General features: G+C 45.0%; 21 protein-coding genes. 18 read left to right on the forward strand and 3 right to left on the reverse strand.

The features are described from left to right. Positions 1–6 precede the first annotated feature (6 nt). The 6 genes from ABXS70_RS03850 to mmsB all read left to right on the forward strand — a co-directional run bounded on the left by ABXS70_RS03850 (position 7) and on the right by mmsB (position 8,454). Positions 7–1,020, forward strand: coding sequence for a substrate-binding domain-containing protein (locus ABXS70_RS03850; RefSeq protein ID WP_342552395.1), 1,014 nt, complete (start codon positions 7–9; stop codon positions 1,018–1,020). 124 nt (positions 1,021–1,144) lie between these two features. Next, a complete protein-coding gene (locus tag ABXS70_RS03855) occupies positions 1,145–3,016 on the forward strand; it encodes a sensor histidine kinase (RefSeq protein ID WP_342556420.1) in 1,872 nt (623 codons plus the stop codon). A gap of 20 nt (positions 3,017–3,036) precedes the next feature. Beyond that, positions 3,037–4,290: a response regulator gene (locus ABXS70_RS03860; RefSeq protein WP_342556419.1), complete on the forward strand. Its 1,254-nt coding sequence runs from the start codon at positions 3,037–3,039 to the stop codon at positions 4,288–4,290. A gap of 293 nt (positions 4,291–4,583) precedes the next feature. Next, positions 4,584–5,669 carry a multiple monosaccharide ABC transporter substrate-binding protein gene (gene chvE, locus ABXS70_RS03865; protein ID WP_342552394.1) on the forward strand — a complete coding sequence of 362 codons (1,086 nt, stop codon included), beginning with the start codon at positions 4,584–4,586 and terminating at the stop codon, positions 5,667–5,669. Between the two features lie 87 nt (positions 5,670–5,756). Continuing rightward, on the forward strand, positions 5,757–7,307 hold the full coding sequence (gene mmsA, locus ABXS70_RS03870) for a multiple monosaccharide ABC transporter ATP-binding protein (RefSeq protein ID WP_342552393.1): 1,551 nt from the start codon (positions 5,757–5,759) through the stop codon (positions 7,305–7,307). Continuing rightward, the gene (gene mmsB, locus ABXS70_RS03875; protein ID WP_342552392.1) at positions 7,291–8,454 is read left to right on the forward strand and encodes a multiple monosaccharide ABC transporter permease; all 1,164 of its coding nucleotides are present in this window, start codon (positions 7,291–7,293) and stop codon (positions 8,452–8,454) included. Before mmsA ends, mmsB begins: the two co-directional genes overlap by 17 nt. A 116-nt stretch (positions 8,455–8,570) precedes the next feature. Here mmsB and ABXS70_RS03880 read toward each other — a convergent pair whose 3' ends face one another. The 3 genes from ABXS70_RS03880 to ABXS70_RS03890 all read right to left on the reverse strand — a co-directional run bounded on the left by ABXS70_RS03880 (position 8,571) and on the right by ABXS70_RS03890 (position 10,877). After that, entirely contained in the window at positions 8,571–9,350 is a 780-nt protein-coding gene (locus ABXS70_RS03880) for a class I SAM-dependent methyltransferase (RefSeq protein WP_366293969.1), read from the reverse strand. A gap of 155 nt (positions 9,351–9,505) precedes the next feature. After that, entirely contained in the window at positions 9,506–10,165 is a 660-nt protein-coding gene (gene mgtE / locus ABXS70_RS03885; RefSeq protein ID WP_366293972.1) for a magnesium transporter, read from the reverse strand. Then, entirely contained in the window at positions 10,155–10,877 is a 723-nt protein-coding gene (locus ABXS70_RS03890) for a CBS domain-containing protein (RefSeq protein ID WP_366293975.1), read from the reverse strand. Before ABXS70_RS03890 ends, mgtE begins: the two co-directional genes overlap by 11 nt. Before the next feature lie 187 nt (positions 10,878–11,064). On the opposite strand from ABXS70_RS03890, the gene ABXS70_RS03895 reads away from it, so the two are divergent. The 12 genes from ABXS70_RS03895 to ABXS70_RS03950 all read left to right on the forward strand — a co-directional run bounded on the left by ABXS70_RS03895 (position 11,065) and on the right by ABXS70_RS03950 (position 23,563). Beyond that, entirely contained in the window at positions 11,065–11,811 is a 747-nt protein-coding gene (locus ABXS70_RS03895) for a DNA alkylation repair protein (protein ID WP_366293978.1), read from the forward strand. Then, entirely contained in the window at positions 11,808–12,362 is a 555-nt protein-coding gene (locus tag ABXS70_RS03900) for a methylated-DNA--[protein]-cysteine S-methyltransferase (RefSeq protein ID WP_342552388.1), read from the forward strand. Before ABXS70_RS03895 ends, ABXS70_RS03900 begins: the two co-directional genes overlap by 4 nt. Positions 12,363–12,553: 191 nt before the next feature. Continuing rightward, positions 12,554–12,877, forward strand: coding sequence for a YfzA family protein (locus ABXS70_RS03905; RefSeq protein WP_342552387.1), 324 nt, complete (start codon positions 12,554–12,556; stop codon positions 12,875–12,877). Between the two features lie 469 nt (positions 12,878–13,346). Beyond that, a complete protein-coding gene (locus ABXS70_RS03910; protein ID WP_366293983.1) occupies positions 13,347–14,621 on the forward strand; it encodes a pitrilysin family protein in 1,275 nt (424 codons plus the stop codon). Between the two features lie 5 nt (positions 14,622–14,626). Next, the gene (locus ABXS70_RS03915) at positions 14,627–15,907 is read left to right on the forward strand and encodes a pitrilysin family protein (RefSeq protein ID WP_342552385.1); all 1,281 of its coding nucleotides are present in this window, start codon (positions 14,627–14,629) and stop codon (positions 15,905–15,907) included. Positions 15,908–15,933: 26 nt separating this feature from the next. Further along, positions 15,934–16,785 (forward strand): ABC transporter ATP-binding protein, encoded by an 852-nt coding sequence (locus tag ABXS70_RS03920; protein ID WP_342552384.1) that lies wholly within the window; start codon positions 15,934–15,936, stop codon positions 16,783–16,785. Then, complete coding sequence (locus tag ABXS70_RS03925) at positions 16,786–17,427, forward strand: ABC-2 transporter permease (protein ID WP_366293987.1); 642 nt, start codon at positions 16,786–16,788, stop codon at positions 17,425–17,427. A gap of 127 nt (positions 17,428–17,554) precedes the next feature. Continuing rightward, positions 17,555–20,176 (forward strand): class III lanthionine synthetase LanKC, encoded by a 2,622-nt coding sequence (lanKC, locus tag ABXS70_RS03930; protein ID WP_342552382.1) that lies wholly within the window; start codon positions 17,555–17,557, stop codon positions 20,174–20,176. 68 nt (positions 20,177–20,244) lie between these two features. Beyond that, positions 20,245–20,367 carry a class III lanthipeptide gene (locus ABXS70_RS03935; RefSeq protein ID WP_342552381.1) on the forward strand — a complete coding sequence of 41 codons (123 nt, stop codon included), beginning with the start codon at positions 20,245–20,247 and terminating at the stop codon, positions 20,365–20,367. Positions 20,368–20,538: 171 nt separating this feature from the next. Beyond that, positions 20,539–21,372 carry a methyltransferase domain-containing protein gene (locus tag ABXS70_RS03940; protein ID WP_366293991.1) on the forward strand — a complete coding sequence of 278 codons (834 nt, stop codon included), beginning with the start codon at positions 20,539–20,541 and terminating at the stop codon, positions 21,370–21,372. A 164-nt stretch (positions 21,373–21,536) separates the two neighbouring features. Then, positions 21,537–22,793 carry an amidohydrolase gene (locus tag ABXS70_RS03945; RefSeq protein ID WP_342552379.1) on the forward strand — a complete coding sequence of 419 codons (1,257 nt, stop codon included), beginning with the start codon at positions 21,537–21,539 and terminating at the stop codon, positions 22,791–22,793. Between the two features lie 302 nt (positions 22,794–23,095). Further along, the gene (locus ABXS70_RS03950; RefSeq protein WP_342552378.1) at positions 23,096–23,563 is read left to right on the forward strand and encodes a GNAT family N-acetyltransferase; all 468 of its coding nucleotides are present in this window, start codon (positions 23,096–23,098) and stop codon (positions 23,561–23,563) included. The last annotated feature ends 8 nt before the right edge of the window (positions 23,564–23,571 follow it).

Raw genomic sequence — 23,571 nt, forward strand, 5'->3', positions numbered from 1 at the left:
AATGAAATGAAAAAAATGCTGCTGATCTATATTGTGCTGATTGCGGCGTTTGCCCTTTATGTTTTGAGATTTGAATATACCAGTCAGGTGGACAGCTCGTGGGAAAACCGCGGACTGCGCGGTGATCTGGGTGAAACGTACATGATGATCACGTTCCAGTCGGGTCTGGAATATTGGAAGAGTCCGTTGAAAGGTTTTGAGGATGCTGCGGATGCGCTTGGCGTGACCGTCGAATACCGCGGGGCTACACGGTATGATGCAAAGGAACAGACCACCGTGATTGAGCAGGCCATTGCACGCAAACCCGCAGGCATCGCTATATCGGCGATTGATCCGAAATCATTGATTCCGGCCATCAACAAAGCAGTGGAAGCAGACATTCCTGTGATCCTGTTTGACGCAGATGCACCGGGGAGTAAGTCATATTCTTTTTTGGGGACAGATAACTACAAGGCAGGCGTAACGGCAGCGGATAAAATGGCCGAACTGCTCGGCCGTGAAGGAGAAGTGGCTGTATTAACGCTGCCGGGACAGCAGAATCATGAGGAAAGAACGAAAGGATTCCGTGAAACGATTGAGCAGCGATATCCTTCCATGCAAGTGGTTGAAGTGGCAGATGGACATGGGGATACACTTAAATCCCGGGATGAAACAATGCGCTTGATGAAGGCACATCCAAAGCTGGCAGGTATATTTGTTACTGAGGCCACAGCAGGCGCTGGGGCTGGCGAAGCGGTGCAAAATGCAGGTTCAAGCCATGGTCAGAAACTGCATATTATTTCTTTTGACACGAATAAAGCAACGCTGGATCTAATCCAAAACGGCACGATATCCGCTACGATTGCACAAGGAACCTGGAACATGGGATATTGGTCGCTTCAGTATCTGTTCCATCTGCATCATCATCTAACCGTACCCGCGCCTTCACCTTCCGGGGAAAATGCACCCCTTCCTGTTACGGTCGATACGGGGATCTCGGTCGTAACCCGTTCAAATGTGGATGATTATTATGCCAAATAACCAGGAGTCCAGCTCTTCTGCCAATCAATCAGTCAACGAACATGAGGCAGAAAATAACGTGTGGAGCCGGAGAACATGGCGTTCTGTGCTTGGCGATCGTGTCCGTCGTTTGCGTTTACGCAATATGCCGCTGCGGTATCAGCTGATGCTGCTCTTCCTGCTGTTCGCGATCGTGCCTTCCGTCGGAATGGGAGTGCTTGTCAACTGGACGGTTGAGCGGGTCGTGGAGCGTCAGGTAGAGGGACACACGATGCAGTTGATAGGCAAGGTCAATGAAGCGTTAAACACAAAGATGGAGAATTTGCAAAATATGACCTACCTGATCGCGTTTAATCCCGATGTGAATGCATTTATGGATGAGAAGCTTATCGGAGATGGTGGCGGTCGAACAGAATCATCCACCACTGAAGGTCATTCAGAATCTGAGCAGAATCGTCTCTATGGTATGAAGCAGACCCTGCAGGGATTCACCACGTTATACCCGGAAATTGCCGGCATTGTGCTTGTGAACAGCGGCGGTGACTACATCAGCAACGAAATGTATCCTCGAACGGACCAGCGTTTGACCCGGGAAGATTGGTATCAAAATGCTGCAGCGCAGCCGGGTATTTTCACCGTGCTGGGTCAGCCGCAGGAGCGCAACATGACAACCCATGTGCGGTATAAGAACGATGAGATCGTGTCGGTCGTCCGCTCGGTCACGGATGAAACGAGTGGAGCTGTGAAAGGTGCTGTATTGATTGATCTTAAGCTGAGGTCTGTTTCACAGGCCGCGCGTAATGTGACACTTGGGAAATCCGGGTATGTCATGGTGACAGATGCGAATGGACAAAGCGTATATAAACCAGAACATCCGTTAATTGAACATATTCCGGTCAGCTGGTTTAACGCCGGGGAGAGCGGAACATTTACGAAACAGGTGGATGGAGAGACATTGCTGTTCATGTATCAATCCTCTACGTTTACAGGCTGGAGAACGGTAGGGGTATTCCCAACCAAAGAATCGATATCCGAGGTGCGGCAGATTCAGTTTTATGTCGTCAGTTTTGTTTTTGTGGTGTGTTTATTTGGTCTGAGTGCATCTTTGTGGTTCTCGCGTTCGATTGCCCAGCCGATATTCCGGTTGATGTCGTATATGCGCAGGGCAGAGACGGGAAATCTCAATGCGGGCCGCTGGAGTGATCGGGCCGATGAAATCGGCATGTTGGGCAGCAGCTTTAACCGAATGCTGAGCCGGATTCGCCAGCTGATCTTGCTGAATGAGCTGCGTGAACGGCAGAAACGGGATGCGGAGATGCGCAGTCTGCAGGAGCATATCAAACCTCATTTTCTATATAATACGCTGGATACGATTCACTGGATGGCTCGCAAGGAAGGCGCTGACGGTGTATCGGATATGGTAGGGGCACTGTCCCGTTTGTTCCGGATCGGACTGAGCAAGGGGCAGGATTATATTCCGCTTCATTCCGAGCTGGAGCATATCAGCAGTTATTTGCAGATCCAGCAGACCAGGTACCGTGATCGTCTTCGCTGTACAGTAGATGTCCCAGATGATTTACAGAACCTATATGTGCTCAAGCTGCTGCTCCAGCCATTGGTGGAAAATGCAATTTATCATGGTATTAAAGGCAGACGCGGCCCGGGTCATATAGTCATTAAAGGGAATCTGCATCAGGGGCGGCTTCATCTGACGATTCAGGACGACGGAGCCGGAATGACCAAGGAACGGTTAGAGGAGATGCTGCGGCTGCTGGATATGCCTATGGAGAGTCTGGAATCGTCTTCACCAGAATGGACGGGCAAAAGTTATGGGATGCTGAATGTGCAGGCGCGGTTACGGTTGTCATTTGGCGGTGATTACGGGATTCTGCTGGACAGCAGGCCGGGTGAAGGAACCTGTGTGACAATAGTTCATCCACTGATGCGAGAACTGCCCGCAGCACCACTTCCCCAGAATGAGACGCGAGATCATCAGGATGAATCGAAAAAGGAGTGAAGAAGGCCGTGGATTATTCAATGACACCCGTCAATGCCAATGCAGCGGATACCTTGTATCGTGTGCTGATTGCAGACGATGAACCGATCATTCGGGAAGGAATCCGGGAGGCTATAAATTGGGCCGCACTCGGCATGGAGGTTGTGGGTGAAGCCGAGGACGGCGAAGAAGCACTCGAACGGGCAGTAGAGCTGCATGTACATGTGGTGCTGGTTGATATGAATATGCCGTTCCTGAATGGCATTGGACTCATTCGCGCCTTGCAAGAGCGCTGCCCGGGAGTTCGATATCTGATCATATCGGGACATGATGAATTTGCTTATGCTCAGGAAGCGGTCCGTCTCGGGGTGGAAGACTATATCCTGAAGCCCGTACAGGCAGAACAGCTGTATGCTGCACTCAAGCGGCTGCGTCAGCGGCTGGACGAGGAACATCAGCGGACAGCGTATGTCAGACAGGCAGCGCATCAGATTGAACGGAACATTCCACTGCTGCGTCAGCGATTTTGTCAGGAATGGATGGAGGGGCAGACGGGCGGTAAAAATCTGACAGAGCAGCTCACCTTTCTGCATCTTCCTGCGGTATCACCTGTGCAGATCGGTGTTGTGCGCTGGCCTGCTGCTGAAGCGCGCCAGACCATTTTGAGAGAAAATGACCGCCAGCTGTTTCTGTTTGCCGTGGAAAATATCATTACGGAACTGCTCGGAGACCGTGCGCATGTGCTGTTCCGCGATGCCAGCAGCGTCATTGGCATTTGTCTGTGGCAGGAGGCACCGGAGGAGATCGCATCTCTGTTGGAGCAGCAGATCAGCGCATGTCTGAACATTGCAGTGCATGCCCATGTGGAGCCGCACACCGGAACGCTGGAAGAAGTGCCGGATACATATCGGCATTGCCGTGGGCAGGTCTATGAAGAAGTGAAGCTCTCTCCACTCGTCCGCAGAGCAAGGCAGATGATTCAGGAAGAGTATGCGGAGCGGGAACTGACGCTGGAATCACTGGCATCCCGTTTGCAGGTGTCGGCGGTGTATCTCAGTCGTGTGTTGAAGAAAGAACTGGACGATTCTTTTGTTACGCTTGTCACTCGTGCCCGAATCCGTAAGGCTGCACAGCTGCTGGATTCCACTGCACTCCCGATCCATACAATCGCCGAACGAGTGGGGTATGATACGCAGCATTATTTCAGCACGGCGTTTAAGAAAACGATGGGCATCTCCCCTGCCCAATATCGCAAGAATGGCGGAACCGAACGTTCCACCGCAGATCCGATATAGGTAGGAATCCATCTGTCATGCGTCTGTATGTGCAGAGCAGCTTAAGTTCAATATATCGAGAATAGAAGTAGACCCGCCGCTAAAGGTAAAATGCCTGCGGCGGGTTTTTCGCTGTCCTCTTCCATCAAAAGTTAAATTTTTATAAAAAAGGTTCAAAACCTGCAAAGACCCTGCTGGTACTGAAATGCTACCATGGGATGCAGAGAGGAACAATAAGCTGCAGGATACTCTATATGTTGTAAGCGTTATCTTATGAAAAACGAACGCGATACGTGGAGAAAGGGGAACTTCATATGAAAAAAGGAGCAGCATTGATCTGGCTTCTAATCATGGCTATGATGCTCTCGGCCTGTAATCTGGCTGAAAGCGATGTGGGCAGCAAGGAAAAAGGGTATGTCGGCATATCCATGCCTACCAAATCATCGGAACGCTGGGTAGGAGACGGAGAGAACATGGTTCGTCTGTTTCAGGAGCAGGGCTACAAAACAGATCTTCAGTATGCGGAAGACGTGGTTGAGAATCAGATTTCACAGATTGAGAACATGATTACGAAAGGTGTAGATGTCATGGTCATCGCATCCGTAGACGGCAACACACTGACGGATGTTATCAAGAAGGCACATGACGAAGGCATTCAGGTCATCTCGTATGACCGACTTATTCGTAATACGCCATATCTGACTTACTATGCTACGTTTGACAACTTTAAAGTTGGAGTGCTGCAGGCCTCCTATATTGAACAGAAGCTGGGGCTTAAGGATGGTAAGGGGCCGTTTAACATTGAGCTGTTTGGCGGATCACCGGATGATAATAACGCGTACTTCTTCTTCGACGGTGCGATGTCCGTACTCAAACCATACATTGATTCTGGCAAACTGGTCGTCCGCAGCAAACAGATGACCATGGCGCAGATTGCTACACTGCGCTGGGACGGTGCTTTGGCCCAATCACGGATGGATAATCTGCTGAGCGCTTATTATTCGGGTGATAATCTGGATGCCGTGTTATCTCCGTATGACGGAATCAGTATCGGGATTATCTCGTCTCTGAAAGGCATTGGCTACGGCAAGCCGAACAAACCGCTGCCGGTTATTACGGGGCAGGATGCGGAACTGGCATCGATCAAGTCCATTGTGGCTGGAGAGCAGACACAAACGGTCTTCAAGGACACACGCAAGCTCGCCGAGAAAACAGTGGAGATGGCCAACAGCATTTTACAGGGAAAACAAGCAGAAGTTAATGATACTAAGTCATATAACAACGGATTAATGGTGGTTCCTGCATATCTGCTCGACCCGATCTCAGTGGATCGAACCAACGTGGAGAAAGATATTGTGGGCAGCAAGTATTACACGAAAGAAGAAATCGGCCTACCGTAAAGTGCGATGAAAGAGATTGGTTTGCCTTAAAATACGATGCAAAAGATCGGCGTGTTATACGCATGATCCAGGAAAGGAGCACATGCCATGACGGACGTCATCCTTGAAATGAAGAACATTACCAAAACGTTCCCGGGCGTCAAAGCGCTGGAAAACGTCAACCTGAAAGTACGGGAAGGCGAGATTCATTCCATATGCGGCGAGAATGGAGCAGGCAAGTCTACGCTGATGAAGGTGCTGAGCGGAGTGTACCCGCATGGAAGCTATGAAGGAGACATTTTGTTCCGCGGTAAGACATGTGAGTTCAAAGATATCAAGCAAAGCGAGGATCTGGGCATTGTCATTATCCATCAGGAGCTGGCGCTGATCCCGTATCTCTCCATTGCGGAAAATATATATCTGGGCAACGAGCGTGCAAGCAAAGGTATCGTGAATTGGAAGGAAACCTTTGTCGGGACACGTGAACTGCTGGGGAAAGTAGGGCTGAACGAAAACCCTAACACGCTGGTATCCAGCATCGGAGTAGGTAAGCAGCAGCTTGTTGAAATTGCGAAAGCGCTCTCCAAAAAAGTACGTCTGCTCATCCTGGATGAGCCCACCGCGGCGCTGAACGAGGACGACAGCGAAAATCTGCTGCAGCTGATGCTGGAATTCAAAAAGCAGGGCATTGCCTGTATCCTCATCTCTCACAAACTGAATGAAGTGTCGAAGGTATCGGATGCAGTGACGATTCTGAGGGACGGCAGGACGATTGAAACGCTGGACATGAAGAAGGATAACGTCACCGAGGACCGCATCATCAGCGGAATGGTCGGACGAGATCTGACGAGCCGCTATCCTGAACGTCATGCCACCATTGGTGACGTGGTGCTGGAAGTGAAAGACTGGACGGTGTATCACGAGCATCAGGCGGAACGTAAGGTGCTGGATCAGATCAATATGAACATCAGACGTGGTGAGATTGTCGGGATTGCGGGGCTGATGGGTGCCGGACGCACGGAACTTGCGATGAGCATCTTCGGCAAATCTTATGGACGTAACATATCCGGACAGCTGATCAAGGATGGCAAGCCAATTCAGAACAATAGTGTGACCGAGGCGATTCAGAATGGTTTTGCTTATGTGACGGAGGATCGCAAGGAATATGGCCTTATTTTAATGGATGATATCAAACGCAACATTTCCCTTACCGGACTAAGCAAACTGACTCGTAATGCCGTTGTAAACGAACATGAAGAAGTGCTGGTCGCGGAAGAAATGAAAAAAAGCATGAACATTAAAGCACCTAACATTCTGCAGAAAACCGGCAATCTGAGCGGAGGTAACCAGCAGAAGGTAGTGCTGAGCAAATGGATCTTTGCCGGGCCGGATATTCTGATTCTGGATGAGCCGACGCGTGGAATTGACATAGGGGCCAAGTTCGAAATCTATACGATCATTCATCGGCTTGCTGCCGAAGGCAAGGGTGTGCTGGTGATTTCATCGGAGCTGCCGGAAGTTCTGGGCCTGTGTGATCGGATCTATGTGATGAATGCCGGACGAATCACGGGTGAAGTCAGCCGGGAGCAGGCATCGCAGGAAACACTGATGAGATATATGACCAAGTCTGGAGGCGGTAAGCATGGAAACGGTAACTAAACTATTCAAAAATAACATACGTCAATATGGGATGATCATTGCTCTCGTTGTCATCATGCTTTTATTTGAGGTGCTGACCAGCGGGCTGCTGCTGAAGCCCATTAACATTACGAATCTGATTTTACAAAACAGTTACATTCTGGTCCTCGCCATTGGTATGGTGCTGGTTATTATTACAGGGCATATCGACTTGTCCGTCGGTTCGATTGCGGCTTTTGTCGGTGCCGTTGCCGCTATCATGATGGTCGATTGGCAGCTGCCTGCATGGCTTGCAGTCATTGCTTCCCTGCTGGTAGGTGCGCTGATTGGTGCTTGGCAGGGCTTCTGGATTGCGTATGTGAGGATTCCGGCCTTCATTGTTACGCTGGCGGGCATGCTGCTGTTCCGCGGACTTACAATGATTGTACTTGAAGGGCAGTCTATTTCACCTTTCCCTGGTGGATTCCAGAAAATCAGCTCGGGTTTCCTGCCGGATGTTCAATTCTCCGGTTTGGGTCTGGTATCCATTATTGTGGGGATTGCACTCACCATCTGGTACATTATTAACGAAATGCGGGAACGGGCTTCCCAGCGCAAGTATGGCTTTGAAGTGGTATCGCAAGGGCTGTTCCTGCTCAAGCTGATTGTAGTCGCAGCGGTAACCAACCTGTTTACATTCGTACTAGCAAGTTACGCAGGTATTCCTAACATTCTGGTGCTCCTGTTTGTGCTGATTGTCGTGTATTCCTTCGTCATGAATCGTACGGTGATGGGGCGTCACGTGTATGCACTTGGAGGCAATGAGAAGGCTGCAGGCCTGTCCGGGGTTAAAACGAAAAAAGTGACCTTCTGGGTGTTTGTGAACATGGGCACACTGGCCGCTGTATCGGGTCTGATCTTTGCCGCTCGTCTGAATGCGGCTACACCAAGAGCAGGTACCAACTTTGAGCTGGACGCGATTGCAGCCTGCTTCATCGGTGGAGCTTCAGCTTCGGGAGGGATTGGAACCGTATTTGGCGCCATCATCGGTGGTCTGGTTATGGGCGTGCTGAACAACGGAATGTCCCTGATTGGTCTCGGTATCGACTGGCAGCAGGGAATCAAGGGCTTGGTGCTGCTGCTGGCGGTGGCATTTGATATCTATAATAAAAACAAAAGAGCGGCTTAATATTATAGATGTAAAATATAAAATATACTGAATGTAACGTTTACTAAAGGTAAATATAACGAAATTTAATATGGATTTAGCGAAAAGGCTTGGCAAATGCCAAGCCTTTTTTGTCTTTATTTTGGAACAGCAATCCATAATGTCCATGAATCTTTTTCAATAATTGGAGTTGTACTGTTTTTAAGTTTGCTGTTAATAAATACAATCAGCTCGCCAAGCTCATGGTCTGTCAATTCATGAAGAATCGAGCGTCCAGTCCGCTGCGCCAGATCTTTATTTAATGCAGCCAGGTTCTGGTGAACACATCTGGTTTCCCAAAGCTGCACGGTTCTAACGATCATGAATCCATTGGAATCAAGCGATCTCTGGACCTCATGGGCTTCGTGCCGACGTGAGCGTTCCATGCCAATCAATTCAGGATACTTCTCAAAGAAGTAACCTCTCATGTTATGTTCGTCTCCTGGGAGTAAACAGTCTTCAGGTGTTCTGTCTTGGATGATGAACACACCATTGTTTTTCAGGATACGTTTTGCTTCTTGAAAACAGCTGTCTAAATCTTGCAAATGATGTATGAGCGCTCTTTCCAAGACGATATCAAAAGTATGGTCTGGAAGTCCCGAGTTGTAGGCGTTCCCCTGCTGCAATGTGACATTGCTCAAATTCTCACAATGCCGAGCAGCCCCTTTTAACATCTCATCTGAAAAATCTACACCCGTCACATGTGCAGCTCCTGAGTTTGCTAAAGCTCGGGTATAAATTCCTCCGCCGCAGCCGATATCAACAATCTCTTTCCCCGATACATCCACATACTCCTGAAGCAAAGAGAGCCATGATGCATCCGCAGTTCTGGTCGTATACGTCATTCTGTTGCGTTGATCGTGAAAATTGATGGGCACATTACCACCTCTTGTTTCATTGTGTGAAACGTAGTTTCAATAAATGATATATCTTACGATACCATATTATTCTTTTTGGTCAAGAGGTTCCAGCCCATATCCAAGTTTCTTACCTATAGACAGCTCGGTGTAAATTAAGCCTTGCACCGTTTTATCTACATCAGCGCACCTATGAAACGGGTGGCAATTCCAAAGTAGATAAACAGTGAAAGAATATCGTTCAGTGTTGTAATTAAAGGACCGGATGCAACAGCAGGATCAACCTTGAAGCGGCTGAGCAGCAGCGGAATGCAGGTGCCTGTCAGTGTGCCGATGATCAACGTGAAGAACAGGGATACACCGATAATCATACCGAGCAGCCAGTCCCCTTGCCAGAAATAAGCAATTACTGTAATCAGCAGACCGCAGACAAGGCCGATCATTGTACCCACTTTAATCTCTCGTCCAATTAAAGCCAGCACAGTTGATCTGTCGAGCTTGCGTCCAATAAGTCCGCGTACGACGACAGCGAGGGACTGAGTCCCCGTATTTCCCGTCATTCCGGCAATCATAGGCATGAAAAATGCGAGAGCAACGACCTGATTCAATGTATCTTCAAAAAAATCGACAATGCTTCCCGAAATCAATCCGATCAATAACAGTAAAATGAGCCAGGGCAGTCTGCGTCTGACCGCGACCAGCGGTTTGGTATCAAAATCAATATCCTTGCCGCCGCCGCCCATTTTGGCAAGGTCTTCGCTGGCCTCATGCATAATGATGTCAATGACGTCATCCATTTGGATAATCCCGCACAGCCGATTGTTCTCATCCACCACCGGAAGGGCAATGAACTCGTAACGCTCGCAGCAGTTGTGCCGCTTCTTCCTGATCCATATCTACGGTCGCGTGAATAACCCTCCTGGTCATTAACTCTTCAACCTTGGTTTTGTCGTCAGCCAAGGCGAGGGATCGATAACTAACGACACCAGCCAGCTTACCCTCATCGTCGACAACATAGAGATAACTGGAGGCGGATAGATGTAGTGTACCTTGCGACTGTCTAAGCGCTTCCTTCGCTGTATCGTGAGTGAACAAGGTACGATAGCGGTCTGTCATAATTCGTCCGGCCGTTTCCGGCGGATAGCTGAGTACAGACCGAATAATGGCGGAGTGATCCAGGTTCATGCTGGACAGCAATTCTTCCCTGCGCTTCGCTGGCAGATCGTGCATGAATCGGATAAGGTCACTTTTATCCATCTGCTGCATGACTTCCAATGTACGTTCTGGTCCAAGCCTTTCAAAAAGTTCGGCCTGTTCATGCAGCTTCAGATTTTCGGCTAAATCAGCAAGAATATCCGGTTTGAACAGAAGAAGAAAACGATTTTTATCGTCTTCAGGGAACTTTTTATAGATGAGTGAAAGATCATAGGGACGCAGCTCCTTCACGAGTTTATAGAATTCCGGCAGATTCTGAGACTGCACGTGCTGCTTGAGCTGCTCGGTGATTTCCTCTACGGAAAGCTCTTTGTTGGTCTGTGACCCTTTCATATCGACACTCCTTTTCTGTAAGATGGGCTCCATATTTTTAAACGAAAAGGGCCTGCAGCTAAACAACCGTACATGCATAGGGAGAAGCAGGATGTTGAAATCTTGCTTAAACATTCGACATAGGCTTACAAATGGAAGCGCTCAGGATATACTTGTTCTACAGCAGCAAATGAGGAGGTCGTGTGTATTGGAAACAGAGATTCGAACACAATTGCTCAGCCTGGCTGAGCCGGAATACCAAAAATTCTCAGCTTCTCTCATCCCGAATATTACAAATGTTTTGGGTGTGCGGCTGCCCGCTATCCGCAAAATAGCTAAACAGATTGCCGCGGAAGACTGGCGTACGTACCTGGATACGGCGAAGGATGAATTTTTTGAGGAGGTTATGCTGCAGGCAATGGTTATTGGTCATGCACAGGCGGATTTACATGAGCTGCTGACAAGAATTGCCGCGTTTGTGCCCAAGATTGACAATTGGTCGGTGTGTGACAGCTTCTGTGCCGGACTGAAATATACCAAAGTGCATCCCGAAGCGATGTGGAACTTCATTCAGCCCTACCTGCGGTCAGATCAAGAATACGAAATCCGGTTTGGTGTGGTGATGCTGCTGAATTTTTATCTGGAAGAGCCTTATATTCATCAGGTTTTACCTTTACTTGATCAGATTAAACATGAGGCATATTATGTGAAAATGGCTGTAGCTTGGGCCATCTCGATCGCTTATGTGAAACAGCCCGAGGCTGTTATGCCGTATTTGAAGCAAAATACGCTTGACGATTTTACGTACAATAAGGCTCTCCAGAAGATTATAGAATCGTACCGGGTGACGCCAGAGGATAAGCAATTGATGCGAAGCATGAAACGTAAGGTGAACAGACAGACACAAAAAACGGCTGACGTAATCGCGGGAAAAAAGAAGGTGAATATGGGATGAGACAAAAGATAATGTATGCCAATATACAGCTGGACGGACGCCCATGGAGTCTGCTTGCAACCGAAAAGGGAGTGTGCAGGATCGTGATGCCCAATGAAAAACTGGAGGATTGGACTGGCTGGATTAGTAAAATTGCACCAGGCACTGCACTCGAAGAGAATGAGCAGGCATTAAAGCGGACTGGAATGATGGACTGGCTGGTGTCTTATTTTGCAGGAGAAAAGACAGTCTATACGGAGGACATCCCGCTCGACCTGATTGGCACGCCGTTTCAGCAGCAGGTGTGGAAGGCACTCGGGTATGTGCCCTATGGACAGACACGTACGTATGGAGATATCGCTGCAGTGATCGGCAGACCTTCAGCTGTACGTGCTGTAGGTGCGGCAAATGGGGCCAATCCGATTCCCGTATTACTTCCATGTCACCGCATTATCGGTGCTAATCGCAAGCTGACGGGTTTTCGCGGCGGACTGGAGATGAAGCGCAGGCTGCTGGATATTGAACATATTGAAGGCGTGGCAGACGGAGGGCATGCGAGATTTGATTTTTGATATAGAATGCTCCTCCTGTTTGAGTTGGAATTTTCTCTTTATTTGTAATGTTACAAGTGAATTGTAAAAGAGATGTGGTATAAATCTATCTGTGACATGTATATTTATTACAGGTAAAGAGAAGTACATACATCAAAGAAAAAACAGCCGCGCCGCGCCTTCATTGTATAACACCCGGGAATTTCTATTTCATGAGAGGAGATGATGTGATGTCGTACGTTTCGCAGAAATCTCACCCGAATCGTACAAAACGCTGGATGATCCGAATTGGAATTTTTATAGTTATTCAAATCATCTTTATGGTTATTGACGGTACGTTCCTGGAACCCAAGTTAAATGATAGTAACAATGTATTTACTGAAATGCTTAAGGGGATATTGCAATCAAGATTGCTTAATGAATGGGTTGCTCCTTATTCCTTTCCTTTGTTTAATTTAGTTCTGATCGTTCACGCTGCTGCTTTATTGCTTCAAGCTGCGGCAGAGATGATCTCAGCTGTTCTCAAAAAAAGATAAACACAGGCACTGTGGTCAAATACAAATGTGAATGTAAATGCTGAATGAAATCAAAAACAAGCTGGTTTTCGGTTTAACGAAAGCTGGCTCGTCTTTTTTTTTATTAGGTATATGCAGTCTTCATATGTCTATCTTTATATTCTCCTTTATTTATATGACAAAATAAGACAGGGGATTGTCGATTTACTGTGAGGAGTGTCGTTTTTTATTTGGCGCTTTCGAGGATTTAATGGGCAATTATGGTATATTTCTATATTGGATTGTGATACAATAGTGGAAAATATATGTAAATATAGATTAAGTAATTTATTGAAAGTTTAAGGCATAACATAGGGGATGAAAGATAGTCTCTTGCTTTGACTGCATATAATAGAGTGAAATGTACATTTTATGAGAACATAAGAGGAAGCTGCAGCTTGGAAACAGCACATCATCCGTGACATGATATATTTAAGAGAGGAGATCTCAATTGGAAAATATAACGATAAATTCCGATGAAGGAGATAGCCTGAAACTTCACCTATATAACACGGATAAATTCAAGACCATAAGTCTGATGTTGACAATGAGAGCACCCCTGGATAAGCAATCCATCACTTCGAGAGCTTTAATTCCCCAGATTCTCACCGGAGGCTCAATGAAATACCCGACTCGCAAGCAATTACAACAGAAGTTGGATGAGATGTACGGGGCAGAGCTTTCTTGGGACACATACAAAAAGGGAGAGGATCATTGTATTTCCTTAAAAATGGAAATCTCAGCAGAACAATTTCTGAATGATAGCGATTCCTTATTGCATTCCTCCCTGCTTCTATTACACGAAATGATCTATAACCCTTTAATCGAGGATGGAGCGTTTCATCCACAGATTGTTGAACGGGAAAAACAGTTTTTAAAACAGCGCATGGATTCGATGTTCAATGATAAGGTGTTGTACGCCCATGTTCGTCTGGTGGAAGAGATGTTTGAAGACGAGGCGTATGCCAGTCCGCCGTATGGTAGAAGGGAAGAGATAAATTCTCTCCATGCGCAATCCGTATTCCAAGTCTATAATGACATGCTTCGAAATGATCGCTTTGATTTATTCATCGTTGGAGCTTTTAACGAGAGAGATGTCAGAGTCATGGTCAATGAAGTATTTTGTGAAAAGTATAATAATATCTCTTTAAATAGAAATTCTTCAATTAGATCCAAAGTAGATGCGGTGAAAGTGGTACAGGATCATCTGGAGGTCAAGCAAGGAACGCTCCTTTTGGGATATAGAATGTCTACAACCATACAAGATGAGCATTACGAGGCGGCAAGAGTAGCAAATGCTGTTTTCGGAAGGTTTCCATCCTCCAAGTTATTTCGTGCGATACGCGAAAGAGAAGGTCTTGCTTATTATGCTCACTCCCAGATTCAAAGCAGCAAAGGCTTGCTTGTAGCGATGGCAGGAATTGATTTTGAACATTATGAACGTGTGATCGAACTAATGAGAGATCAAGAATACGCGATGAAAAAGGGCGATTTTACGGAAGCCGAAATGGAACAAGGTAAAGCACTGCTGATCAACTTATTGTTAGAAGCACATGATTCCCCTGAAGGCATTATGGATATCTTTATTCAAGCTGTGGATAGCGGATTTTCTGCTGCGATTCAAGACCATATTAAAAGAATCAGCTCAGTAACCAAAGAAGATGTCGTTAACGCCGTGAATAAGTGGGAGCTGGATACAATCTACTTCTTGAATAGAAAGGAGTAAACGCTTTGGAAGCTATCCAATATAATATACTGGAAGAAACAATATACTTTGAGAAGCTGAACAATGGTCTTGAAGTTTACATACTTCCTAAGAAAGATTTTCATAAAACAGCTGCAGCACTCACTGTTAAATTTGGATCTGTAGATAAGAATTTCGTTTTATCAGGAGAAGATTCTATTACACTGCCAGACGGGCTGGCTCATTTTCTGGAACATAAAATGTTTGATTGTAAGGATTGGAATGTGTTTGACAGGTTTGCCCGGCTGGGAGTAAATGTCAACGCTTTCACGAGCTTTACTCGTACAGCTTATACAATATCGGCAGCTTCCAGCGTCCATGAAAGTCTTGAAACTTTGCTGGATTTTGTCCAAGAGCCTTACTTTACGGATGAAGCCGTAGAAAAGGAAAAAGGAATCATAGAACAGGAAATAAAAATGTACGACGATAATCCAGGCTGGCGTGCTCAATTCGGAGTTTTAGACAATTTATACACAAGCCATCCAGTAAAAATTGATTTGGCCGGGACAGCAGCATCCATTCGAAGTATTACCAAAGAGGATTTATACACGTGTTACCAGACATTTTACCATCCTGGCAATATGCTGCTTTTCGTTGTTGGGCCTGTAAGTCCTGAAGAAACGATGGAGCTTATTCGACAAAATCAAGAGCATAAGAACTTTCCGCAAAAGGTAGAGGCCAGCTGTATTTTCGCTGACGAAGATCGCGGCGTGAATCGAAGCTCCAGCGTAATGCGGATGCCGGTCCCTATTCCCCAAGTATTAGTAGGATACAAAGAAACAAAACCGTTACGACGAGGGCGGGAACTGCTTAAGTATGAGTTAGCTGTGAATGTATTGTTGGAGTTAATGTTTGGCATCAGTTCAGAGGCATACAATACAATGTATAACCTCGGCTATGTGGACAGTTCATTTCATTTCGAATATACAAGCGAGAAAAATTTCGGATTTACAATCATAGGTGGGAACAGCTGCGAACCGGAAAAAGTAATATCCTGTATAAACGAAACGATACAGCGGTTTAAAACGGAATCCATCCCTGAAGAAGATGCAGAGCGTGTGATCAAAAAAGAAATTGGCCGTTTTCTAAGTTCCATTAACTCCCTGCAATTTATTGCAAATCAGTTTACACGTTATCGCTCTAACGATACCGATTTATTTGACGTATTACCTGCACTGGAGCAGTTAACTCAATCTGATCTTGAAGATGTACTGCACTTGCATTTTTCTGATGAATCCAAAACAACGCTAGTTGTCAAAGATTACTGAACATGCAGAAAAACAGGAGTGAAAACATGACTAATCTTCTGGAGATTAAAAATATCAGGAAATCATATGGAGCCAAGGAGGCATTAAAAGATGTTTCTTTCAATGTTCCTCCTGGATCTATCGTTGGTTTCATTGGTGATAACGGTGCCGGTAAATCAACAACGTTCAAAATAGTACTGGGCCTTATTTCTAACGATGCCGGTACAGTTCAGTTGTTTGGCCAGAAAAATATGAATAAAAATCCTCAGATCAAGGAGAAGATTGGAGTTGTATTTGATGCAGCCAATCTTCCAGCCCATCTGACCATCAAGCAGTTAAATAACGTGTTTGGACATTTGTTCAAAAACTGGGACGAGAATAACTTTCAACGTTTAGTCCGTACTTTCTCGCTGCCTATGGATAAAAAAGTAAATGAGTTCTCACGTGGAATGTCGATGAAGCTGTCTGTAGCGGTTGCCTTATCACATCATGCTGAGCTGTTGATTCTCGATGAAGCGACGGGAGGACTTGACCCTTCATCAAGAGAAGAAATGTTAAATGAGTTAAAAAGCTTTGTAAGTGATGGCAGAGGGGGAATCGTACTTTCCTCACATATCATGAGTGATATCGAGAAAATAGCAAGTCATCTTGTCATTATAAAGGAGGGCGAGATCTTGCTGAATGAAGAGAAGGAAAAGGTCTTTGAAAAATATGCGATTGTCGACCTCGCTGGAGAACAGCTTGACTTACTTCATCCGGAAATTGTGGTGGCCAAGAGAAGTTGCGATTCTTATTATAATGTACTTGTATCAGATAAAAAACAATTACCAGAAGGTATGGTGACTAGACCAATCTCTATGGATGAGATCAGTTTATTATTAACAAGGAGTCATGAATAAATGAAAGGTTTATTAATGACAAGTTATTACTTGGTATATCGGAGTTCACTGTGGTACACAGGTCTGGCTATTTTGCTGTCGGTCATCATTCTAACGTACGCAGATGATTCCATGCACCGTTTGGCTGCCATGTTAAATATTTTGCTCATCGTCATGTCTGCACTCGATGTCATTAAATTTGAGGGAAAGTCAGGATATGATAAATATGTCCTTACCTTACCTGTGAGTAGAAGCCATGTCGTTCAAAGTCACTACCTATTCTATTTTCTAGTCGTCATTTATGGTGTTCTGTTATCTTTCGCTATCTTTTATGTCTATAGTCTTGTGTCAGGTACGGAGATATACAATATGTTCCATGCTATCTTTTTTGGCACTTTTGCAGTTCTCATAACCGGCGGTATCAATTTCCCTCTCTATTATATTTTTGGACCGGAAAAGTCAGATTCCATTACGTTGGGAAGTGTTGGCGGAGCAATTTTAATTACGATCGTTTCACAAGGTATTGTTGGCGGATTGGCCACGAGCCTGAATGCCAATGATCCTGACCAATTTGTTCCTATCATTTATTTATTATTTGGTTTACTTGTCTATATAATATCTTTATGTGTCTCTATGTTTATCTATCAGAAAAAAGAGTTTTGATAAGGGGATGTCTTCAGCGACAATAAGGTCAAGTGTTCTATCTAACTTGGCCCAGTGAATATAATTCTTATAACAATGTAAATTAGATATCTGATAGGGTGGATACTTAATTTTAGGAGGGAATGGAATGGAAGGGAACATGCTGTACAACCTGTATCTAAAACCGAATTCGGAATACTACGGGAAGTCGGAAAACAGCGAAGAAAAGATGCACATCTATGAGCTGAGTGACCTTCCTGACCCTTACGTTGTAATATCAGCAAACGAATCGGTTTGGAAACACTATCATGTTAAGGATTCACCTCTTCCTGATCAGGGATGGAAAATTCATGTCTCTGCATTATTCGAAGAATCAAAACGTTTATTAGAAAAGGTTTCGAAAATATGTATAGATGAACGGGTTGAATTCAAACACCTTAAGGATAAACAAAGCTTTATCAAGATGAATTCGAAAAACGCGAACCGAGCATCTTCAGGCAAATTCATAACGGTATACCCTGTGAATAATGATGAGTTCGTAAAGCTGCTGGATATGATCTCTTTTGCAACCTCAGGCTTCCAAAAAGGACCTTATATTCTGAGTGATAAACGGTGGAAAGATAGTAACGTGTTTTACAGGTACGGCGGTTTCAGGAGTATTTTTAATGAATATGGGGAGCATTGTATCAAAGATGATCAAGGTCGATTAATTAAAGACGAGAGAACCCCGTATTATCAGGTGCCTGATTTCGTCAAAGGTTTTGACGATTACCTTAATACAATAAATATATCAAAGGACTCGGATGATGCAGATTCCAGTGGTGACAGCAGCCTGGAACGGTATGAGATTGAAGCCGCACTGAGCTATAGTAATGCGGGCGGGGTATACGGTGCGACTCGTAAGCAGGACAATCTGAAAGTAATCATTAAGGAAGCCAGACCTAATGCAGGTCTGGATGGTGCAGCTCGGGATTCATTGTCCAGACAAACCAAGGAATACGAGGCGCTGAAGAAACTTAAAGATCTACCTGGAGTCGTAGAGCTAATCGAATATTTTCAAGAGTGGGAGCATTTCTTTTTGGTGGAAGAATTCATTGAGGGGGGAGATTTAAGGCAGTGGCTTGCTAAATATTTCCCGTTCTTTAGGGATCATGAAGACCTGAACATACATGCTGAACATGTCAAAAAGATACTGCTTCAATTATTTGCGTTAATCGAAGAGATGCATCATAAAGATATTGCTATGGGAGACTTCCAACCGGCCAACATTATGGTGATGGAGGATCTGACTGTAAAACTGATCGATTTTGAAACAGCTATGCCTGTAAATTCGGATGAAAAGCCTAGTATGATGACAATCGGATTTGCTTCACAAGAGATAAAAATCAGTGGTGCGCGAGATTGGTTTGGCTTAAAAAAATTGACAAGATATTTGGCTCTTCCAATTTTATCTTCCGAAGTTTTAGATACGTATTTACAGCATAACCACTTTCGGTGGATTAAAGAGCTGTATGATGATTCGTTTTATCAATTCATTGTAGACCTGCAGGGGAAGTGCGATCTTAAGATCCAGGAGTACCAGTCATATGTACCTGAAGCCATTAAAATGAATGAACAAACCATTGATCTGGATCTATCTTCAATTACAGCGAATTTAATTAAAGGTATGCAGCACAATTTAACGAATGATGAGCGATTCATTAACGGTGATATTCGTCAGTTTGAGATGAATGGAGGCAAATATAACTTTTTGACAGGAGGAAGCGGCGCTGCCTATGTTCTCACGAGAAATAAGGTCAGTTCAGTAGAAGTGAACCAATGGATTCAAGATTTCTTGCTGAAACATCTGAATCACATGGATGGGAACGGTCTGATAACAGGGAAAACGGGAGTCCTGGCCTTATTGTACGAAACGGGATATCAGGATGTTGTTTTACAAGAATTGAAGATGATGAGACGGAATATGAACGAAACCAATATCTCTTTACGCTCAGGTCTTTCAGGAATAGGTCTGTTTGTTGTCAGCTTATTTTTTGAAACAGAAGATTATGAATATGTGAAGTACGCTAAGGAAATAGAAGAATTAATAGAGAAGAACCTGGATCACGAAGGAAAGTTAAGTACCAATGACTGGATGGCTGTAGAAATCGGTGTAATAGATGGTTTATCAGGTGTGTCACTCTTCTATTCCGCCATGTATTCGGCAACGAGGGATACTTCATATTTGGACAAGGCAAAGCAGCTCATATCTGAAGATCTGAAGAAAACAATTATGGATGAATCTACCGGCTCAATCCAAACGGTGGATGAGAGAAATCGACAACTGCCCTATCTCTCCGGAGGATCGATAGGTATCGGCATATGCATATGGTTTCTCAATCATGTGAGTGGACAAGATTTTTTCAAAAGTGAAATGAAGGCGGTTTCAAAATTGTCGCGTATATGTTCTACCATCAGTGGAGGGTTATTTGATGGGGCGGGCAGCTTTCTCTTACTGCCTTCTATGGTGGAGCAGGGACAGGAACGTGAACAAATGGAACAAGAGGTTTTGAATCTACTGAATCTATTTTTAATAGATAAACGGGAATATTATGTTTATCCCGGTCAGTTTTCTTATCGATTAGCGGATGATGTGTATTCAGGCAGCTCGGGAATCATATTGGCCTTGATGGGCATCGTCAAAAATAATCCGCTGTATTGGCTTCCGTTGATCCATTCAGATCAATTTGCCGCAAAAACCAAAGCTGGTTCTGTACTAACAGCCAACTAAGCCGTTTTATAAACAAGACATGTGCTGCATACACAGGATTTCTAATCGCAGGAAAGGAGGTGAAATCTATGAATAAAGTATTGGAATTGCAAAAATTAGCAAACAAAGAGGGAAAAGGTAAGGCAGCAGAAGCTACCGTAACTGTAGTTACCGTTACTGTTTTTCTGTCAACAGTAAGCAACCACTGCTAACTTGAAATTCCAGTTAGTGCATAAAGTCCGCATTGATAAATTGCTGTAATAAGGTAATGAAGTGCACTTTACTTGCTGCTTAGCTGAGATACGCAGCTGCTTCTTCAGCTAAGCAGCAATCCCTCTTCTGTATAGACCACTCAATCAAATTCAACAGAAGGAGAGACCATAATGGAAAAATTATTAGAAATGGCGAAAATTCCCGAGCCATTTGAGGAAGGATCAGTACAAATCTGGCTTGACTCTAGCCGTGATGACCTAGTTTTGAAAGCTCATTTTGATGAAAATATTCCTGGTGGCAGTAAGAATAATGAATTTATTAATGAAACCGTTGATTTCATTCATACTATTGCTCCTCTAGATCAGTATACCAAAATTGTTGATCTTGGTTGTGGCCCAGGCCTGTATGCTCAAAAATTAGCGATGAGAGGTTATAAGGTCGTTGGTGTCGATTTCAATAAAAAGTCAATTGAGTATGCAAAGCGGGAAGCCGCAAAAGAAGGTTTATCCGTTGAATACAGAAACGAGGACATCACAAGCATTGAACTCGAGAATGAATTCGACATGGCTCTATTGATCTATGAAGTTTACAGCTTTTTTAGCCCGGAAAATAGAAAAAAAATACTTAACAATATCCACCGAGGTTTAAAACCCGGGGGATTAATTCTACTGGATGTATTATCAGAATACAGCTATAACAAATTTGAAACTCAACTGATGTGGGGACTGACCCGAAAAGATAACCCCTTCTCAGAGAAGAAACATTTGTCCTTATATGCTTCTGTGAAATATCCTGATTATGTGACTTTATCAAAAAATGTTTTGGTTTTTGGAGATGGTGAGTTGGTAAACTATCATTACTGGAATCAACATTTTACGGTACAGAGCCTGGAAAAAGAAATGAACGATGCCGGATTTACGCTTGAAAAAGTATACGCAGATGTGAATGGTGGAGAGTACCAATCGGACCGGGACTCTTTCGCGGTTCTTCTCAAGAAAAATTGAAAACTTGATTGCATCGCCTGCAATCCTTACATATGACCAAACATGATTTCCTCTTCTCTCACCTATATGATTGTTTATTGAAAATCATACGGTATGTTAATATAAAATTAATATAAAGGATTAGATTTAGTAAGAAACATGCCGAATGAAAAGAGGAATAGTCTATGGAAAAGACATATTGGCTCACTAATGTCATTTTGGAACAAGGATATATTCGTGAGGGAACAGAAGTAACAGGAACAAAAACTGGGCCTGCCCATCTTCGTATTGAAAATGGAGTAATTGCTGCCGTTGTGGATGGGGGCGAGCAGCCAACGGATCATTTACCACAGGTGGATGGTAAAGGGCTGCTTCTGCTTCCCTCGTTTGAAGAAGCACATATTCATCTGGATAAAACCTATTATGATGGACCGTGGAGAGCGGTTAGACGAATCTCCAGCATCTTTGAACGCATTGAGGAAGAGAAAGTGCTGCTCCCCAAACTGCTGCCTGAGGCCAGACGTCAGGCGGATGGTATTCTTGCCTTAATTCAATCCTATGGTTCCACGCATGTACGTGCACATTGTAATATTGAACCGGTCAGTGGGCTTCGGAGGCTGGAAGTAACCAGAGAGGCACTGAATAGCTATGCAGGCAAAATATCCTCAGAGATCGCTGCGTTTCCACAGCATGGGCTGCTGCGCTCGAATTCGGTGGGACTCATGGAACAAGCCATGTCTGAAGGGGCCACTCATGTTGGCGGACTTGACCCGTATACCGTAGATGAGAACATGGAAAAGTCGCTGCATACGATGGTTGAACTTGCAGTGAAACATCGGGCGGGCATTGACATGCATCTGCATGATGGAGGAGAGGCAGGCAGACAGACACTGCTTGAACTTGTCAGACTGACCGAAGAGGCGGGGCTTCAAGGTCAAGTTACGGTCAGTCATGCATTCTGGTTTGCTGGAGCAGAACAGCAGGAGGCCGAAGAGATGGCGGGCCGCATGGCATCGCTGGGAATGGGCGTGGCTTCAACCGTTCCCATTGGCAGAACAATGATGCCGCTTCCTATGCTGCAGCGCGCTGGTGTAAACGTGAAGCTGGCAACGGACAGTTTGACGGATCACTGGTCTCCTTTTGGTAGCGGCGATATGCTGGAGAAGGCCGGGCGCTTCGCTGAGCTGTACGGGTTTAGCGACGAGTTAGCTTTATCACAATCCCTGGCTGTTGTTACTGGCGGAGTAACACCGCTGAACGCCGCAGGGGAAAGGGTGTGGCCGATGGCTGGAGATGCCGCGAGCTTTGTGCTGGTCCATGCGAGCTGTGCTGCGGAAGCGGTTGCCCGGAGATCTGCAAGGGAGGCCGTATGGTATCAAGGCCGATTGGTGAGCGGATCCACAGCAGATATGAAGGGGCAGGCTGCAGAAAGACCGGATTAGAATAGAACAGGATCGTCACAGCGTGAGCCACGGAATCCGTGGCTTTTTTTGCTATTGCAAGAAAAGGAAGAATAAATTAAAAATGACAAAGGAAGAAAGGATGCGCAGATTCCACATTTTGGGTTATGATAGACGTGAATTACAAGAAAGAAGTCGTTCAATAACTTCCACAGCATTGGAGGCAGATGCGCAGTATTCTGTTTGGAATTAGTGGGGGGACAGACGCTGTTGCCGGGTACACAGCTTCTCAAGATTGTAATGGTCATAAAGACTTAAACATGGACAGATGAAGGAGATTGAAGATGGAACATTCGTTTGAAAAATTAGTAACTTTACAGCAGATAACCCAGGAAAATGAGCAGGAGTGCATTCTTCTCCAACCACGAGAAGATCAGCTCGCACTGGTAGCCAGCAATGCGGACTCTTTAGTTCATGCGACCAAGGAAGTGACTTCAAGACCTTACGGAATTTATGCAGACGATCAGATGGTGGGATTTGTTTTATTTGATAATGAAATCTATACAGACGGTCATTACTGGATTCTGCGTTTTATGATTGACAGAAATCACCAGGGTCAGGGGTATGGCAAACGTGCTATTCAGGAAATTATTCATTTCTTGCAGGAGCGAAGTGACTGTAAGCAGATCAGAGTATCACATGTACCACACAATATTGCGGCTAATACATTGTACAAGCGTTGTGGCTTTCAGGAAACGGCTGAAAGAGAGGACAACGGTGACATTATTTTGAGTTACCAGATGAGAGTATAAGGGGTAGT

Source organism: Paenibacillus sp. AN1007, assembly GCF_040702995.1.
Taxonomy (GTDB): domain Bacteria; phylum Bacillota; class Bacilli; order Paenibacillales; family Paenibacillaceae; genus Paenibacillus.

What these genes read in the sequence shown, in the direction of transcription:
- ABXS70_RS03850 (WP_342552395.1), top strand. Translation starts at nt 7, where the DNA reads ATGAAAAAAATGCTGCTGATCTATATTGTGCTGATTGCGGCGTTTGCC.
- ABXS70_RS03855 (WP_342556420.1), top strand. Translation starts at nt 1,145, where the DNA reads ATGCCGCTGCGGTATCAGCTGATGCTGCTCTTCCTGCTGTTCGCGATC.
- ABXS70_RS03860 (WP_342556419.1), top strand. Translation starts at nt 3,037, where the DNA reads ATGACACCCGTCAATGCCAATGCAGCGGATACCTTGTATCGTGTGCTG.
- chvE (WP_342552394.1), top strand. Translation starts at nt 4,584, where the DNA reads ATGAAAAAAGGAGCAGCATTGATCTGGCTTCTAATCATGGCTATGATG.
- mmsA (WP_342552393.1), top strand. Translation starts at nt 5,757, where the DNA reads ATGACGGACGTCATCCTTGAAATGAAGAACATTACCAAAACGTTCCCG.
- mmsB (WP_342552392.1), top strand. Translation starts at nt 7,291, where the DNA reads ATGGAAACGGTAACTAAACTATTCAAAAATAACATACGTCAATATGGG.
- ABXS70_RS03890 (WP_366293975.1), bottom strand. Translation starts at nt 10,877, where the DNA reads ATGAAAGGGTCACAGACCAACAAAGAGCTTTCCGTAGAGGAAATCACC.
- ABXS70_RS03900 (WP_342552388.1), top strand. Translation starts at nt 11,808, where the DNA reads ATGAGACAAAAGATAATGTATGCCAATATACAGCTGGACGGACGCCCA.
- ABXS70_RS03905 (WP_342552387.1), top strand. Translation starts at nt 12,554, where the DNA reads ATGAGAGGAGATGATGTGATGTCGTACGTTTCGCAGAAATCTCACCCG.
- ABXS70_RS03920 (WP_342552384.1), top strand. Translation starts at nt 15,934, where the DNA reads ATGACTAATCTTCTGGAGATTAAAAATATCAGGAAATCATATGGAGCC.
- ABXS70_RS03925 (WP_366293987.1), top strand. Translation starts at nt 16,786, where the DNA reads ATGAAAGGTTTATTAATGACAAGTTATTACTTGGTATATCGGAGTTCA.
- lanKC (WP_342552382.1), top strand. Translation starts at nt 17,555, where the DNA reads ATGGAAGGGAACATGCTGTACAACCTGTATCTAAAACCGAATTCGGAA.
- ABXS70_RS03935 (WP_342552381.1), top strand. Translation starts at nt 20,245, where the DNA reads ATGAATAAAGTATTGGAATTGCAAAAATTAGCAAACAAAGAGGGAAAA.
- ABXS70_RS03940 (WP_366293991.1), top strand. Translation starts at nt 20,539, where the DNA reads ATGGAAAAATTATTAGAAATGGCGAAAATTCCCGAGCCATTTGAGGAA.
- ABXS70_RS03945 (WP_342552379.1), top strand. Translation starts at nt 21,537, where the DNA reads ATGGAAAAGACATATTGGCTCACTAATGTCATTTTGGAACAAGGATAT.
- ABXS70_RS03950 (WP_342552378.1), top strand. Translation starts at nt 23,096, where the DNA reads ATGGAACATTCGTTTGAAAAATTAGTAACTTTACAGCAGATAACCCAG.